The following is a 13878-nucleotide window of genomic DNA, read 5'->3' on the forward strand; positions in this document are numbered from 1 at the left end:
GATTTTTATTTTTTTTCGAGTAAATTCTGCAACCATTGTGGTACAGGAGATGGAGGTATAGGCACTTGCGTTTCAGCATTCGGGGTTCTGCTGAGCGTATTCATTCCGCCGTGAGCAACTTCACGGTGGCAATCCCAGCAAGCCTTACCCTCGCCACGTTTTGCTTGCATATAATCAATCTTTCCTGTCTTTACGAACTCTGTATTAAGTTGTGTGTGGCAACGTATACAGTTGTCCATTATCACTTCTGAAGATGCTTCTTCAGCCATAATAGCCTGACGCTCTGAGCGGGTTACAAAGTAAGCCACATGTTTCATACCGTCCATACCTTTAAATAGGTATTTAGCAGCTATGCTTGAGTGTGGCACATGGCAATCGTTACATGTAGCATCTCTTCCATGGCTGGAGTGCGCCCATGTAGCATAATAAGGAGCCATAATGTGACAGTTTACACAAGCAGCGGGGTCGTCGCCCACAATATAAGTGTGCATACGCAGAAGATAGAAAAACAATCCTCCTAATCCCACAATGACACCCGATATAACAAGCGATACCACCTTTTGGCGATAAGTCAGTTCGGGAAACCATGATGTAAGCTTTCGCAGATTCATTGTGATATATTTTTTATTATAATAATTTCAATTATTAACCTTATGGGGGCAAAGATAGTTAAATTTATGCAAGCTGTCAATAGTTTATCCTCATTTATTAGGATTTAAATTTATAATAAATGTTTAAAATATTAATATATCACAAAAGACATGCCTATGGGCACAAATGTTACCTTTTACACCAAACTAACTAAATATTTTTGCAAGTTAAAACATAAGAAACTATTAAGTAAAATGAAGAAAATGCATCGTTGGTTCGGACTGATTCTCTGTCTGTTCCTTATCGGTTTTTGTGTATCTGGTATCATCTTGAATCACCACGAAATATTCTCCAACATCAACGTTTCCCGCTCGCTTATGCCGAGTAGCTATGCGTATAAGAACTGGAATCAGGGACTAATGCGAGGAACACTTGCAAAAGGAGACAGCGTTATTATATATGGTGAAAATGGATTTTTCCTCACCGACAGGCTTGGTGCTAAGATAAAGGACTTCAACAAAGGTATGCCGTCTGGCGTTGAGTTGCGCAATATTAAAGCCATCACCCACACCCGTTCGGGCGAAATATGGGCAGTAGGCAACTTTCAGCTATTCCATCTTGAGAACAACACTTGGCAAACAGTAGACCTTGATGGCCTTGACACTCGATTGGTAGATGTTACTTCGCGTGGCGACTCTGTGGTTGTAGCATCTCGCAACCACCTTTGGCTATCTCCCAATGTTGGCAAACCCTTTCGTCAAATACAACTTCGGGCAAGCACCGACCACGATGGCAAGGTTTCACTCCTACGCACAGTATGGCTGATACATAGCGGAGCACTTTTTGGAACAATCGGCAAACTCGTCGGCGACGCAGTGGCTATCGTCCTGATTATCCTCTGCATCTCGGGCGTATGGTTCTTCATTGCACGCAAAACACGTGCCGGCAAGTCGCAACTCAAGACACTTTATTGGGTGCATCGCCGTATTGGCAGAATCACAATTGTTCTTACACTCTTCATTACCATCACTGGTTGGTTTCTCCGCCCACCTGCAATGGTAGCCATAGTAAAAGGGCGTGTGCCTGCATTGCCTTTCACGGTACAAGACAGCAAGAACCCTTGGAACGACCTACTACGTGCCGTGCGTTACGATTCTGCCGAAAAAGACTGGCTCATCTACACCTCAAAAGGTTTCTATGCACTGCAAGACCTCCGCTCTACCCCACGTCCTATCAAGGGAACACCAAAGGTAAGCTATATGGGACTTTCTGCTTTCTACCAAGTAAACACAGGTCAATGGCTCGTAGGTTCGTTCAACGGTCTTTACCTCTGGAGCCGCAATGTGCAAGGAGGAATGCCAAAGGTTGTGCCAATCGACAAGGATATTATGATGGTGGGCTTCAGCAACGATTTCAAAGAGCCATTCCTCATCGACTATTACGAGGGAACCACCTCGCCAAAGATGCCTGCCCAGTTCCAGCAACTACCGATGTCGTTGCACATAGCAGCACTCGAAACCCACACTGGGCGCATTTTCACCTTCTTGCACGACACCAGCAACGTAGTCTATATAGCCATTATAGGGTTGGCTATTGCGTGGTGCCTTTGGACGGGCTATTATCGTCCACGTAAGAACCGCAAGAAACACGGCAAGGAAAAGGAACCTAAGAAACGTCGCCAACAGCTAAGATTAGAGAATGAAGAAAGCGAATGAATTGAAGATAAAGCGTGTTTATCTAACGCCTGAAGAAGGCGATGGGTATCGTATCCTCATAGACCGACTATGGCCAAGGGGAATTGCAAAGGAAAAAGCGTGCATCGACGAATGGAACAAAGCAATTACTCCTTCGTCCGAACTACGCAAATGGTTTGGGCACAAGGAAGAAAACTATGCTACGTTTGCCGAAAAATACCGTTCAGAACTTGACAACAATCCAGAGGCAATGCCCTTTGCCAACCATATTAAAGTACTTCTCGAATCGAGCAATGTAACCTTATTATATGGTGCAAAAAGAGAAAACTGCAACCATGCTATCATTCTTAGAGATTGGCTGATAAACAAATAAAATAGAAATGGGTTCAAGATGCTGTATCTTGAACCCATTTTTTGTATTTTCCTATTTACAAAAGGACTATCAATACTTATTATGGATAGCAATACAACTTCGCCCCTATTCATCATTTTATAAACGGAAAACCGATTATAAAACTGTAAACATTTTTCACAGATGCAATTATCGCTTAACTATCTCGTTATCAACGTATTGCAAAACCTATTGTTTTACATTCCAAAAGCGGCTCTTTTGCACGGTAAAAGCGTAGGTTTTGCATCGCAAAACAGCCACTTTCGCAATGTCAAAACGCAGTTTTCACTTTTTAAGAGAATTATTTTTACAAATTCAAACTGAAAAGTTCCTACTACGACACCTATAAGGTCACATCAAAAAGAAACGGGATTACCCATTTAAAGGTAACCCCGCAACTGTTTTATGATATAAAAGTTTTGCCAGACAGCAATAATATTTTATCCCCTTATCATCGTTATTATCATCTTAAAACGCTGTTCTGTCTTCACAGAGTGGAGTGCGCCGCTTGGGATAATGAAACTTTCGCCTGCATTGATACGATGGTCCGTACCCTCTACATTACGTGAGTTCGATATAAGAAAGTTGTTTGAAAAGTTGTAGGAGTGGAATATTTTTTATACCTTTATACTTGTAAACCAAAGAGTTACAAACAAATACCCACTCCTATGACTGATACAAATTTAATAGAAATATTCTGTATATTCGACGATTTTTGCAAGTATTTTACTCCTGAGTTGAAAAAACATACGCTTCAAGTACACGGCAAGCGGCACCGTAACCGTGCTTCCCGTATGTCGGACAGTGAAATCATGACCATTCTGGTCCTGTTCCACACTCACCGCTTCCGAGACCTCAAGTCCTTCTACTTAGGATATATCTGCCAGCATATGCGTGGAGACTTCCCACATCGGATTTCCTACAACCGCTTTGTTGAGCGGCAAGCACAGGTCGCACTGCACCTGCTGCTGTTTCTCCAGACATGTGCACTGGGCAAGTGTTCAGGCATATCCATCATTGATTCCACACCACTGGCTTCCTGCCACATCAAGCGTGAGAGGCAGCACAGGACCATGAGGGGCTGGGCGGCAAAAGGAAAGTGCACCATGGGCTGGTTCTACGGCTTCAAGCTACATCTTGTCATCAATGACAAGGGAGAGATTATCCAGTGGAAGCTCACGCCAGGCAACATAGATGACAGGGAGCCATTGAAGGATAAACGCTTCACCGACAGGTTGTTTGGAAAACTCTTTGCAGACAGGGGGTATATCAGTCAGAACCTCTTTGAGATGCTCTTTGTGGACAATATACATTTGGTGACCAAGATAAAGAAGAACATGAAGAACTCACTGATGAGCCTGTATGATAAGTTGTTGCTCAGAAAACGTTCTGTCATTGAGACAGTGAACGATGAACTGAAGAATGTGTGTCAGATAGAACACACCAGACATCGCTCTTTTGATAACTTTGCAACAAATCTGATAGCAGGACTCATTGCATACAATCTGTTGCCAAAGAAGCCAGAAATGAACATAGAAATAATTGATAAAAGCAGAATAATTACATAGAGCTTATATCGAACTCACGTTCTACATTGAGAACCATCTCGCCGTCTACCGCCTGAATAAACGCATCGAAAGGCGCAGTGTGCTGCGAAAGTCCCTGACCAGCATCAAAACTGAAGAGCGTTACGCTACCTGCATTGCTATGAACCAATTCCTTACTCACTACACCGCCTTCTGTATAGTCTACCAATTCACTTGCTACAAATACTTTTCCTTTCTCGAACTTCATAATCTATCGTTTTTAATTTTGTTACTAATGTTATCTGTAAACAATCTTACAATATTCGTACCACAGCACTCTGGTTCATTCTTTTGATAACATTTGTATATCATTTTTTATTTGTCGCACTGACAGGCAGCACATTTGTGTCCTTCTTGCTCATTATCCCAACCTGAATTTATACTATCTTTCTTAGCTTATCGCCTACGCTTCGACTTGGTCATTGCTCCAACATTTCACCTTCACACTCAATGCTCCAGAAAGGAATATTGCATTCATCGGTAAACTCTTTCATACGCCAGGCACTCTCAAATCCGCTTACCACGAAGTGCATTGGAACGAACAAGCCTACCTTGAATTGCTCTATGAATTGTCGGGCACCACGCGTATATCCGTTCCCTATTCTACCATCTATCGGAAACATCACAACATCAAAGGAGTCCGCAATCTTCTTAATGTCCTTCAACTCGCCAAGAAAACGTTTCTCATCTTGCAGTGGATTCACCTCTCCAAACTCCTCGCTGAAGATAGTACCTCCCTTATAGTCTTCTGTAAGAAAACGGGCGTACCAATTGTTGAGGTCGCCCGCATGGAAAATACGTTTACCATCAACTTCCACTATCCACGAAACACCACTGTCGTTGCTGCCAGTCGCATAAACTTTAATGTGCTTGTCGTGCCACTCAGCACCCTTTGCCAGCCACGCATCTGCATCTTCCTTGACGGCTCTTCTGTGCTTCAATATATCCTTGGAAAGAATATAGGTGAAAGAAAGCGACGGATACGCACTTCGCCACTTCAATATCTCCTTTGTAAAGTGGTCCTCATGGAAATGACTGGCGAACACATAAACAGGCTTTGCGGTAGAAAGAACCTTTGAAACAACCCCAGCAGGGTCTCTCCAACAATCGAAAATAAGTACACAAGTTTCCGTTTCGATGGCAAAACCGCTATGAAAAATATACGTCAGCTTCATTTCAGCATATCTTCAGAAATCATTTCGCAGAGCTTGTCTTCTCTTATAATCTTTGGTTTTGCCTTACCTGCCAGCACCAGTACTTTCTTTCCGTTGCGGTAAATATGCAATTGGCGAGAACGAACAACTGCCGTCAGATTGTCTTCATCTTGCATTGTCGTCCAAATATGATGATAAACGCCACCTTCATCGAACAGTTTCTGCTGCAGGTGCGAGCACATATTGGTGGTATCAATGGGCATCATACTAATCAAAAAGTTTCTTCCAAATCCATAATACCGACACTGCACCAAGCACGCAGAATACGAAATTGGTAATATAACCCTTGCCAAACAGGTTTATATCAAGCAGATGACTGATTAAAGTTCCTGCATAACTACCGATGATACCTACGATAAGATTCATGCAACATCCTTTGCCTTCGCCACTCATAATACGGTTCGCAATATAGCCGATGAGGATACCCGTAAGTATTGGCCATGCTGTGAAATCTGCAATGTGTTCAAACATAATCGTTACTGTTTATTTAAAATTCCCTTATTTAGAAATTATCATTCTATCTATTCGAGGCTGACACCTTCCTTACTTCAAAGCCTTGCCGTCTGAAAACGCATTGCCTGCGCGCTTGCCCAACTGAATATATCCCATGTGAACAGGGTCGAAGGTGATAAGATTCATCTTCTCGACATCTGGTTTGCCGTCTCCTGCAAGATACTTCTCGTCGCAAAGAATATTCACTATCTCTGCAATGATGTAGCAACCTGTCGCTGATTCTTTCTGCTTTTCCTTGATGCGACACTCCATTGTCATAGGGAAATCGGTGAAGACAGGCGCATTTACATTTTCGGAAGCTACAACCGTCCAACCCGTTTTCGCCATCTTGCCAGGGTCGTTCTTCTGACTTACAATACCTACAAAGTCGGCAGCGACCATCGTTTCTGCCGTAGCAAAAGCCACCGTGAACTCTCCTTTAAGGTTTAAATTCTCTGTTGTCTGGTGCTTTCCCATTGAAATCATAATTTCATGGTTGTCCCATTGACCTGCCCACGCTGCATTCATAGCGTTAGGCTTACCGTTTTCGTCGTATGTGCCGATAATCAGCACAGGCTGTGGAAGTATCCACGCTTTCTTACCAAAGCTTTTCATATTCTGTTTCTCTTGTTCTTTTTCCTATCTTGTTCGCTGCATTTATATTATTTCATCGCCGATGTAGCTTCTATATAATAAGGTGCGTAATTATTATGCCAAGCCTTTTAAACAGAAAGGCAATACACCTTGCTGACGATGATGTGCCACGCAGGCACAACATTTGCCATGACGCGGACATTCTTTTGGGCAGGGACACTGTATGCCTGCATTATGTTCGCACACTGAGCGAAGACGTTTCGTCTGTTCCATATTGTTCTTTTTCGTTATTCATTTTATACGTTACACTTCCATACTTGATGCTCTAAGAGAGCGAAAATAAAATTATTTCTACTTGACAAAAGTTCATAGATATAGCGTAAAGTATCTACGAGCAACACTTTACGCTATTTCTTTTCTGTCAATTATGATGACTTGAAGTTCTTTCTACCATATTGTTGATACCATAATTGCATGCTGGTAGCTTCTGACGAACCTATCATCGTATATTGACTTTATATGCCTTACCGTTAATGGCTACAATGTAGATGCCTTTCGACGGCAACTCCAATGTTAGGCATGGCGAAGAAACAAAACGTTCGGCAACTTTCTTTCCTTCTGCAGAATATACATACAGCTTTCCGCCTATGGGTGCGTTGTCGATAACAACTTTTCCGTCGGACGCCTTGACTTCAATGTTTCGGTTCGATACATTACCTATCTTGGTGGTTACGTTCACGTCAAAAGTGTTCTTGGCATTAACTACCACGTCGCCATTAGCCGAGATGACGGTTCCTTCAGGAATAGTTATGCAACAGCCTTCCTCCGGAACTTTCACGCCTCCAAAGTTGCAAGACACCACCCACTGCCCATTTTCTTCAGTCAATACTGGTGTTACCTCCTTGATAAGTGTTTGGTCTACTTTCAGCAACAGTATCTTCGGATTGGGCGAAAGCACAACAGCTTGGTTGTAGAAGAAGCGAACTTCGTCAATCACGTCGATATTATGGTTGTCAAAAAGACTGCACCATACGTAACTTATCGACTCCAATGGCTTCGTATATCCGCCGATGAAATCTACCTTTGCTTCCTCGTTGGTAATGTCCGTGCGGAACCTTGGGCTCAGACTTCCTTCGGGCAACACAAGTGAAAAGTGCACGCCTTTCTCGAAGTTCATTTCTTTTCCAAAGTCAGCATATACCTGCCCCAGATCCCAATCCCAGCCTACGTGCGCCTTAAGTGTCCTCACAGGAACGCCTTCACGATACAACGTCATGGTTGGATTTCCGATTGGCTCTGTTTCTGTTTTATAATAGAACCATATAGACCGTTCCGTTACAACCACAGAACCGTTCTCCACCGTACATTCAGCACATGTAATCTTTTCGGGAACAGTAAAGTCGAACTTCAGATTTCCTGTTTTCACAGTGGGCGTAGTCTCCAAATAGATAGTTCCCGAGGGTATTTCCAACTTATAGGATTTGCCCTTTGGAAGAACAACCTTGTCGAAAGCGATAGTCGCAATGCCCTCTTCTTTATAGGTATAAGAACCGATTACGCCAGTTGCCATTGTCTTACCGTCACACGTTATCGTTGCTTTCGCATCTTTTGCTATACCAATATGGCTTGCAAACGTAATATAAACCTCGTTTATAGGCTCATACACGAGTTTGTTTTCAATACTGCACTTTGTCGGCGTTAAGACTTCATTGCCGTCGGCATAGGTAGGTATTGCGAACATACATAGTCCGATTATACAGATGAGTAAATGCTTTTTCATATTGAACTCCTTTCTTTAAATTATTCATAGCTACATCAATACTATTATTTGTAGCAAATTTAGGCATTAAAATCCATAAATCCAAATTTATTCATACCTTCTTAACAAATCCGTATTTTTATAGGAATATCTATCAACAACAAGTGTCAAATAGGTTCATTCTTTTTGTAAAACTTTCTTTACGCTGCTTGATGAAAACACCCTAAAAGTTCTTTTATTTTGTAAAGATAATTTCATTGAAAAATGATAATTGCGTTTTGACGTTGCGAAAGCGGCTCTTTTGCGATGCAAAACCTACGCTTTTACCGTGCAAAACAGCCGCTTTTGGAATGTAAAACAATAGGTTTTGTAAAACATTGGTAACAAAGAAGTTATGCAAGAATTATCGTTTGAAAAAATATTTACAAAGCTATTTCCATTTTCTGTCGGTTTTTCTCCATCAAAAATCTGCTCCTATTGTATTTTCTTCACATATTTCGTAGGAGAATAAAACAGTTCTAAAAGAAAATAAAAATGCCCAACGCTTCGCAGCGACGGGCACTCAACCTCAATAGGTATTAGTCATTTAAGGTAAAAAGATTGTATTCAGGATAACGTGTGCAAAGATAGCTTAAATTCTATTATCTACCAAATTTTTTTTTAATTATTTTTCAAAAATATACGATGCAAGTATAAAGGTGCTTTAAGATTTACAACAAAAGAAACATTATGCAACACTTTATGGTTATCGAATTACATTATTAATAATAAAAACATATAATAAGAAGAAAAAAATAACTATCTTTGCAGAAGAAAAAATTATAGTTTATGAATACAATAGAGAGTAACACAAACGAAGAGAAGCGTAGTTTGAGCTTTGTAGAACAATTAGTTGAAGAAGATATTGCCGAAGGAAAGAACGGAAAACGCATACAAACCCGCTTTCCACCAGAGCCTAACGGCTACTTGCACATAGGGCATGCAAAAGCCATTTGTATGGATTTTGGTGTGGCAGAGAAATACAACGGTATCTGCAACCTGCGTTTCGACGATACAAACCCATCGAAGGAAAAAAACGAATATGTAGAGAACATTCTCCACGACATCAGCTGGTTGGGCTTCAAGTGGGGAGATATATACTACGCAAGCGACTATTTTGAAAAACTTTGGGACTTTGCGATATGGCTCATTAAGAAAGGATTGGCATACGTTGACGAGCAAAGCTCTGAACAGATAGCAACACAGAAAGGTACACCAACCGAACCCGGCACACCATCGCCATACAGAGACCGCCCAATAGAGGAGAACCTTGCGCTCTTTGAGAAGATGAATACACCCGAAGTAGCTGAAGGAAGTATGGTGCTGCGTGCGAAATTGGATATGGCAAACCCCAATATGCACTTCCGCGACCCTATCATATACCGTATTATACATACACCACACCATCGTACAGGCACAAAGTGGAACTGCTATCCGATGTACGACTTTGCACACGGACAAAGCGACTACTTTGAAGGAGTTACCCATTCTATCTGTACATTGGAGTTTGTGCCTCACCGTCCGCTTTACGATAAGTTCATCGACTTCTTGAAAGAATCGGACAATACAGCTGATGTGCTGAACGACAACCGCCCACGACAGATTGAGTTCAACCGTCTGAATCTGACCTACACCGTGATGTCGAAGCGAAAGCTGCACACACTTGTGGACGAGAAACTTGTGAGCGGGTGGGACGACCCTCGTATGCCTACACTCTGCGGAATGCGCCGTCGTGGTTATTCGCCAGAGTCTATCCGCGCTTTTATCGACTCTATCGGCTATACAAAGTTCGACGCTCTGAACGATATGGCATTGCTCGAAGCTGCCGTACGCAACGATTTGAACAAGAAAGCAACACGCGTAAGTGCTGTGCTCGACCCTGTGAAGTTGGTTATAACCAACTACCCTGAAGGTCAGACCGAGGAAATGGAAAGCATCAACAACCCCGAAAACGAGGCAGAAGGCGTACACACGATTACCTTCTCTAAGAATTTATGGATAGAACGTGCCGACTTTATGGAGGACGCACCTAAGAAGTTCTTCCGTATGACACCGGGGAAAGAAGTGCGTTTGAAGAGTGCATACATTGTTAAATGTACAGGCTGCACGAAGGACGAGCAAGGAAACATCGTGGAAATTCAGGCAGAATACGACCCTACAAGCAAGAGCGGATTGGAAGGTGCCAACCGTAAAGTAAAGGGAACGCTGCACTGGGTGAGCGCAGAACATTGTCTGAAAGCAGAAGTTCGTGAATACGACAGACTCTTCAACGTAGAAAATCCATCTGCCGACGAGCGCGATTTCAGAGAGCTTCTCAACCCCAACAGCTTGAAGGTTTACAACAACTGCTACGTTGAAAAATATCTTTTGGAAAAGAAACCAGGCGATTACTTGCAGTTCCAGCGCACGGGTTACTTTATACTCGACCCCGATTCTACAGCCGAAAAACTTGTTTTCAACAAGACAGTAGGGCTTAAAGACGCATGGGCTAAAACACAAAATAAAGGATAAAGCAGATTGAACGAATATTTTAAAAGCAATAAATTCAAACATATTCTTCATAAATACGAAGAACTATGTAAACAGAATGGCAGCAGTTTCCTCGACTCCGAGGAACTTGCTGATATTGCTGAATATTATCATCTAACTGGTAAGGAAGAAGAAGCAAGGGCAGCAGCAACATACGCAGTAAATGTTTTTCCGGGTGCTGCTGCCCCTCTTTGCTTTCTGGCGCGCACCGCACTGTTTGTAGACAAAGACCCTGTAAAGGCTGAACTGCTTGCAGAGGAGATTATAGACAAAACAGATTTGGACTATTATTATCTGATTGCGGAGATAATGATGATGCAGAATAAGCACGAAGAAGCCAACAAATATCTTTCGGAACACTTCGACAAGATTGCAGCAGACGAACAACAAGACTATATTTTCGATGTTGCTTCGCTCTTTTGCGACTACGGTTTAGTGGAACTTGCACAAAAATGGCTAAGCCAATATGAAGATACGGAAGCGAAAGACTACAAGGAACTGAAAGCAAAGATACTTTTATGGACGGGGAAAAGCAACGAAAGCGAAGATGTACTGAACGAGCTAATCGACAGCAACCCCTACTCTACTACTTATTGGAACGAATTGGCTGAGTGTCATTTTGTTCGTGGCGAATACAACGAATCTATCACGGCAAGCGAATATGCCTTAGCTATCAACCCCGAAGACGAAGACGCTCTCCTAAACAAAGCCAATGCCTTATACAGCATCGGCAACGGCGACGAAGCGATAAACTATTACAAACGCTTTCAGAAAGTTACTGTTGGAGCAAGGCAAAACTTCGTGAACATTACGATTGCAGATATTTATTTGAACCAAAAGAAGGTAGAAGAGGCATTTAAATATTTCACAAAAGCAATTGAAAACTCAGAAGCAAAAGAGGAAACATACATACAAATGGCTATTTCGCTGATGGGTAACGGCTACATGAGCGATGCCTATAAGTTGTTTTCTGCTAATCTGCAAAGAGTGTCAGAGGACTGGAACATAGGCTATGCGTATTATGCCCGATGCTGCTACGAACTTGGTTTGATGGACGAGTATAATAGGATTTTGGGCATTGCCATCAAGAAAAACTTGGTAGAAACGAAAGACTTACTGGCTGATTTATATCCCGAAGACAGCAAGCCAGAAGCATATCCACTGCTTACACCTACACCGAGAAAGGGAAAAGCAGACAACAACACGCTACCATTTTAAGAATAGAATAACACAAAACATTAGATATTATGGCTACAAACAGTAAATACATAGAGGAAATTGCCAATCAGCAACTGCTTACCGATGCTGAAGAGCGCGAACTCGCAGCCAAGATTAAGATTGGAGATGCAAAGGCTTTGGAGAAACTAACGAAGGCTAACCTGAAGTTTGTTGTATCGTTGGCACACCAATACAGGAACCGTGGGCTTGGTGAAGACGACCTGATAAGCGAAGGAAACATTGGCATGATGCACGCAGCGCAGAAGTTCGACGGCGCAAAAGGTACACGATTCGTCAAGTTTGCTGCTACCTACATACGCAAGGCAATGGAAGAAGCCATAAGAGAACAGCTCGATACTTATAAAGTACAGAATGCTGGAGAGGATAAACAACGTACCCGCAAAGCCCACACGCTATCTATCGACCAGCCCGTACCTGTTGGCAGCAACGGCAACTTCACCTTGCAAAGCGTCTTGGAGAACAAGAACTCGCCACAAGCCGACGAGCATTTAACACGCCAGATTATTGCTGCTGAAATTGCAAAAGGTATGGACGTGCTTGACGAAAGGCAGCAGAAAGTAATCACGCTTATCTACGGACTGCAAAATGGCGAACGTTATACTATGGAAGAGATAGCCAAAGAAATGGGAATAAAGCGTGAACGTGTGCGTCAAATACGCAACAAGGCATTGCGCAAACTACAAAAACGCCTGAAATAAAGGTATCGTTTGGAAAGCCTTAGTAGCGGAAAACGATTGTACGAAACCAATCGCGCAGTATGCCACCATACTGATTTTGACTGTCGGCACACAAGATTAGAACTTGCGAACCATCATTCAGCTTAGGTCCAAGGCACATTCCTTCGTAATTGGCGAAGTCTTGATGAAACAAGGTTAATGATGTTTTCCATTCCGCAAGTAAGTGTTTCACCATGTAAGGACTTGCGTCCGTGAGCGGTTTGTCGCTGTCTATTTGCTCCGCAGTGTTAGTATTGACACTATAAAGTTTGTTTTTTACAAACGAACCGAACTTTTTGGGCGCAACATAAAGTTCTCTTTCCAAAACAAGAAGTACACCATTGTCTAATGCAACCATATCGGCTACACCCATAGCATAGTTCTGCGCAGGCTTATTTACGGTGCCTTTGTCCATCTTGTAAGCATATTGCGCTATGGGTTGGAGGCTTTCATCGAAGGCTTGAAGACGCAAACGGTTTTCCAACAGCTGCATAGGTGCTGCCTGTTTCCCATCGGTTTCCAATGTAGATTCGGTAGTAGTCCAGAACAAATGTGTAGTGCCATTGTAGGTTAAAGACTCTAAACCATAGACATTTGAAGCAGAACGAAGGCTGGACGGAACAAGCAATTGCTTGCCAGTAAGTTTGCCCGACAGGTCGTATTCGCAGATACTATTGTCAGCTTCACGCGCTATGAATATGCTGTGTCTACCTGAATGGAAGGCAATACCTTCTTCGTCGGCATTTGGTGCAGACGAGGTAAAGAAACCATTAGACACCACTTGCTTAATATCACCTGTATTTAAGTCTATATCCAACGTGAAAATATAAAAGCCACTGTGCTCTGTTTTATCGGAAACAACCGCATAACGGTTGCCCCCTAACCACGTTATTCCACTATAATTGCCTTTCGGAACCGTTTCTTTAAAGTGGTGCTGTTCATTCAAAGCTACCAGTTTAGGATAGGTTTGTGCAAGGGTTGATGCAGAAATAAGTGCAAAGAATAAAGTGAGAAACAATTTCATTGAATTTCTA

Annotated in this window: 15 protein-coding genes and 2 pseudogenes; 7 read left to right on the plus strand and 10 right to left on the minus strand. The window is 42.4% G+C overall.

All coding sequences use genetic code 11. The annotated features are described in order from the left end of the window. Positions 1-5: 5 nt before the first annotated feature. Positions 6-611, minus strand: a complete 606-nt coding sequence (gene nrfH, locus BWX39_RS06280) for a cytochrome c nitrite reductase small subunit (RefSeq protein WP_004356540.1) — start codon at positions 609-611, stop codon at positions 6-8. Between the two features lie 234 nt (positions 612-845). On the opposite strand from nrfH, the gene BWX39_RS06285 reads away from it, so the two are divergent. The 3 genes from BWX39_RS06285 to BWX39_RS12465 all read left to right on the plus strand — a co-directional run bounded on the left by BWX39_RS06285 (position 846) and on the right by BWX39_RS12465 (position 3000). After that, the gene (locus BWX39_RS06285; RefSeq protein ID WP_028906297.1) at positions 846-2306 is read left to right on the plus strand and encodes a PepSY domain-containing protein; all 1461 of its coding nucleotides are present in this window, start codon (positions 846-848) and stop codon (positions 2304-2306) included. Continuing rightward, positions 2290-2658 (plus strand): DUF488 domain-containing protein, encoded by a 369-nt coding sequence (locus BWX39_RS06290; protein ID WP_028906298.1) that lies wholly within the window; start codon positions 2290-2292, stop codon positions 2656-2658. The genes BWX39_RS06285 and BWX39_RS06290 overlap by 17 nt, the downstream gene beginning before the upstream one ends. Before the next feature lie 162 nt (positions 2659-2820). After that, positions 2821-3000, plus strand: coding sequence for a hypothetical protein (locus tag BWX39_RS12465; RefSeq protein WP_036860856.1), 180 nt, complete (start codon positions 2821-2823; stop codon positions 2998-3000). A 116-nt stretch (positions 3001-3116) separates the two neighbouring features. Here BWX39_RS12465 and BWX39_RS12470 read toward each other — a convergent pair. After that, positions 3117-3236 (minus strand): annotated as a pseudogene (locus BWX39_RS12470) (cupin domain-containing protein); the annotation flags it as partial. Between the two features lie 108 nt (positions 3237-3344). On the opposite strand from BWX39_RS12470, the gene BWX39_RS06305 reads away from it, so the two are divergent. Further along, complete coding sequence (locus BWX39_RS06305) at positions 3345-4244, plus strand: IS982 family transposase (protein WP_076123275.1); 900 nt, start codon at positions 3345-3347, stop codon at positions 4242-4244. Positions 4245-4263: 19 nt separating this feature from the next. On the opposite strand, the pseudogene BWX39_RS06310 reads toward BWX39_RS06305, so the two are convergent. The 7 genes and pseudogenes from BWX39_RS06310 to BWX39_RS06335 form a co-directional block, all read right to left on the minus strand. Next, positions 4264-4473, minus strand: a pseudogene (locus BWX39_RS06310) (cupin domain-containing protein); the annotation flags it as partial. Positions 4474-4681: 208 nt separating this feature from the next. After that, the gene (locus tag BWX39_RS06315; RefSeq protein WP_028906083.1) at positions 4682-5437 is read right to left on the minus strand and encodes an MBL fold metallo-hydrolase; all 756 of its coding nucleotides are present in this window, start codon (positions 5435-5437) and stop codon (positions 4682-4684) included. Next, positions 5434-5679 carry a hypothetical protein gene (locus BWX39_RS06320; protein WP_028906084.1) on the minus strand — a complete coding sequence of 82 codons (246 nt, stop codon included), beginning with the start codon at positions 5677-5679 and terminating at the stop codon, positions 5434-5436. The genes BWX39_RS06315 and BWX39_RS06320 overlap by 4 nt, the downstream gene beginning before the upstream one ends. A gap of 4 nt (positions 5680-5683) precedes the next feature. Next, positions 5684-5947, minus strand: a complete 264-nt coding sequence (locus BWX39_RS06325; protein ID WP_028906085.1) for a GlsB/YeaQ/YmgE family stress response membrane protein — start codon at positions 5945-5947, stop codon at positions 5684-5686. Between the two features lie 72 nt (positions 5948-6019). Continuing rightward, the gene (locus BWX39_RS06330; protein ID WP_028906086.1) at positions 6020-6583 is read right to left on the minus strand and encodes a flavin reductase family protein; all 564 of its coding nucleotides are present in this window, start codon (positions 6581-6583) and stop codon (positions 6020-6022) included. Between the two features lie 93 nt (positions 6584-6676). Next, positions 6677-6835: a hypothetical protein gene (locus BWX39_RS12245; protein WP_167653647.1), complete on the minus strand. Its 159-nt coding sequence runs from the start codon at positions 6833-6835 to the stop codon at positions 6677-6679. Positions 6836-7061: 226 nt separating this feature from the next. After that, positions 7062-8342, minus strand: coding sequence for a DUF6383 domain-containing protein (locus BWX39_RS06335; RefSeq protein WP_028906087.1), 1281 nt, complete (start codon positions 8340-8342; stop codon positions 7062-7064). Between the two features lie 807 nt (positions 8343-9149). Between BWX39_RS06335 and BWX39_RS06340 the strand changes: the two genes are divergently transcribed. From BWX39_RS06340 to BWX39_RS06350, 3 genes are read left to right on the plus strand one after another with little or no spacing between them, the layout of a single operon-like run. After that, complete coding sequence (locus tag BWX39_RS06340; RefSeq protein WP_028906088.1) at positions 9150-10871, plus strand: glutamine--tRNA ligase/YqeY domain fusion protein; 1722 nt, start codon at positions 9150-9152, stop codon at positions 10869-10871. 6 nt (positions 10872-10877) lie between these two features. Then, positions 10878-12107, plus strand: coding sequence for a tetratricopeptide repeat protein (locus BWX39_RS06345; protein WP_028906089.1), 1230 nt, complete (start codon positions 10878-10880; stop codon positions 12105-12107). Between the two features lie 29 nt (positions 12108-12136). Next, positions 12137-12826 carry a sigma-70 family RNA polymerase sigma factor gene (locus BWX39_RS06350; protein WP_028906090.1) on the plus strand — a complete coding sequence of 230 codons (690 nt, stop codon included), beginning with the start codon at positions 12137-12139 and terminating at the stop codon, positions 12824-12826. Between the two features lie 19 nt (positions 12827-12845). Here BWX39_RS06350 and BWX39_RS06355 read toward each other — a convergent pair whose 3' ends face one another. Continuing rightward, positions 12846-13868 carry an esterase-like activity of phytase family protein gene (locus BWX39_RS06355; RefSeq protein WP_036860796.1) on the minus strand — a complete coding sequence of 341 codons (1023 nt, stop codon included), beginning with the start codon at positions 13866-13868 and terminating at the stop codon, positions 12846-12848. Between the last annotated feature and the right edge of the window lie 10 nt (positions 13869-13878).

It is taken from the genome of Prevotella intermedia ATCC 25611 = DSM 20706, from assembly GCF_001953955.1.
Taxonomy (GTDB): Bacteria; Bacteroidota; Bacteroidia; order Bacteroidales; family Bacteroidaceae; genus Prevotella; species Prevotella intermedia.

Coding starts and splice junctions, on each gene's coding strand:
- nrfH (WP_004356540.1), bottom strand. CDS start 611: ATGAATCTGCGAAAGCTTACATCATGGTTTCCCGAACTGACTTATCGC.
- BWX39_RS12245 (WP_167653647.1), bottom strand. CDS start 6,835: ATGGAACAGACGAAACGTCTTCGCTCAGTGTGCGAACATAATGCAGGC.
- BWX39_RS06330 (WP_028906086.1), bottom strand. CDS start 6,583: ATGAAAAGCTTTGGTAAGAAAGCGTGGATACTTCCACAGCCTGTGCTG.
- BWX39_RS06325 (WP_028906085.1), bottom strand. CDS start 5,947: ATGTTTGAACACATTGCAGATTTCACAGCATGGCCAATACTTACGGGT.
- BWX39_RS06335 (WP_028906087.1), bottom strand. CDS start 8,342: ATGAAAAAGCATTTACTCATCTGTATAATCGGACTATGTATGTTCGCA.
- BWX39_RS06320 (WP_028906084.1), bottom strand. CDS start 5,679: ATGCCCATTGATACCACCAATATGTGCTCGCACCTGCAGCAGAAACTG.
- BWX39_RS06350 (WP_028906090.1), top strand. CDS start 12,137: ATGGCTACAAACAGTAAATACATAGAGGAAATTGCCAATCAGCAACTG.
- BWX39_RS06305 (WP_076123275.1), top strand. CDS start 3,345: ATGACTGATACAAATTTAATAGAAATATTCTGTATATTCGACGATTTT.
- BWX39_RS06355 (WP_036860796.1), bottom strand. CDS start 13,868: ATGAAATTGTTTCTCACTTTATTCTTTGCACTTATTTCTGCATCAACC.
- BWX39_RS12465 (WP_036860856.1), top strand. CDS start 2,821: ATGCAATTATCGCTTAACTATCTCGTTATCAACGTATTGCAAAACCTA.
- BWX39_RS06340 (WP_028906088.1), top strand. CDS start 9,150: ATGAATACAATAGAGAGTAACACAAACGAAGAGAAGCGTAGTTTGAGC.
- BWX39_RS06315 (WP_028906083.1), bottom strand. CDS start 5,437: ATGAAGCTGACGTATATTTTTCATAGCGGTTTTGCCATCGAAACGGAA.
- BWX39_RS06290 (WP_028906298.1), top strand. CDS start 2,290: ATGAAGAAAGCGAATGAATTGAAGATAAAGCGTGTTTATCTAACGCCT.
- BWX39_RS06285 (WP_028906297.1), top strand. CDS start 846: ATGAAGAAAATGCATCGTTGGTTCGGACTGATTCTCTGTCTGTTCCTT.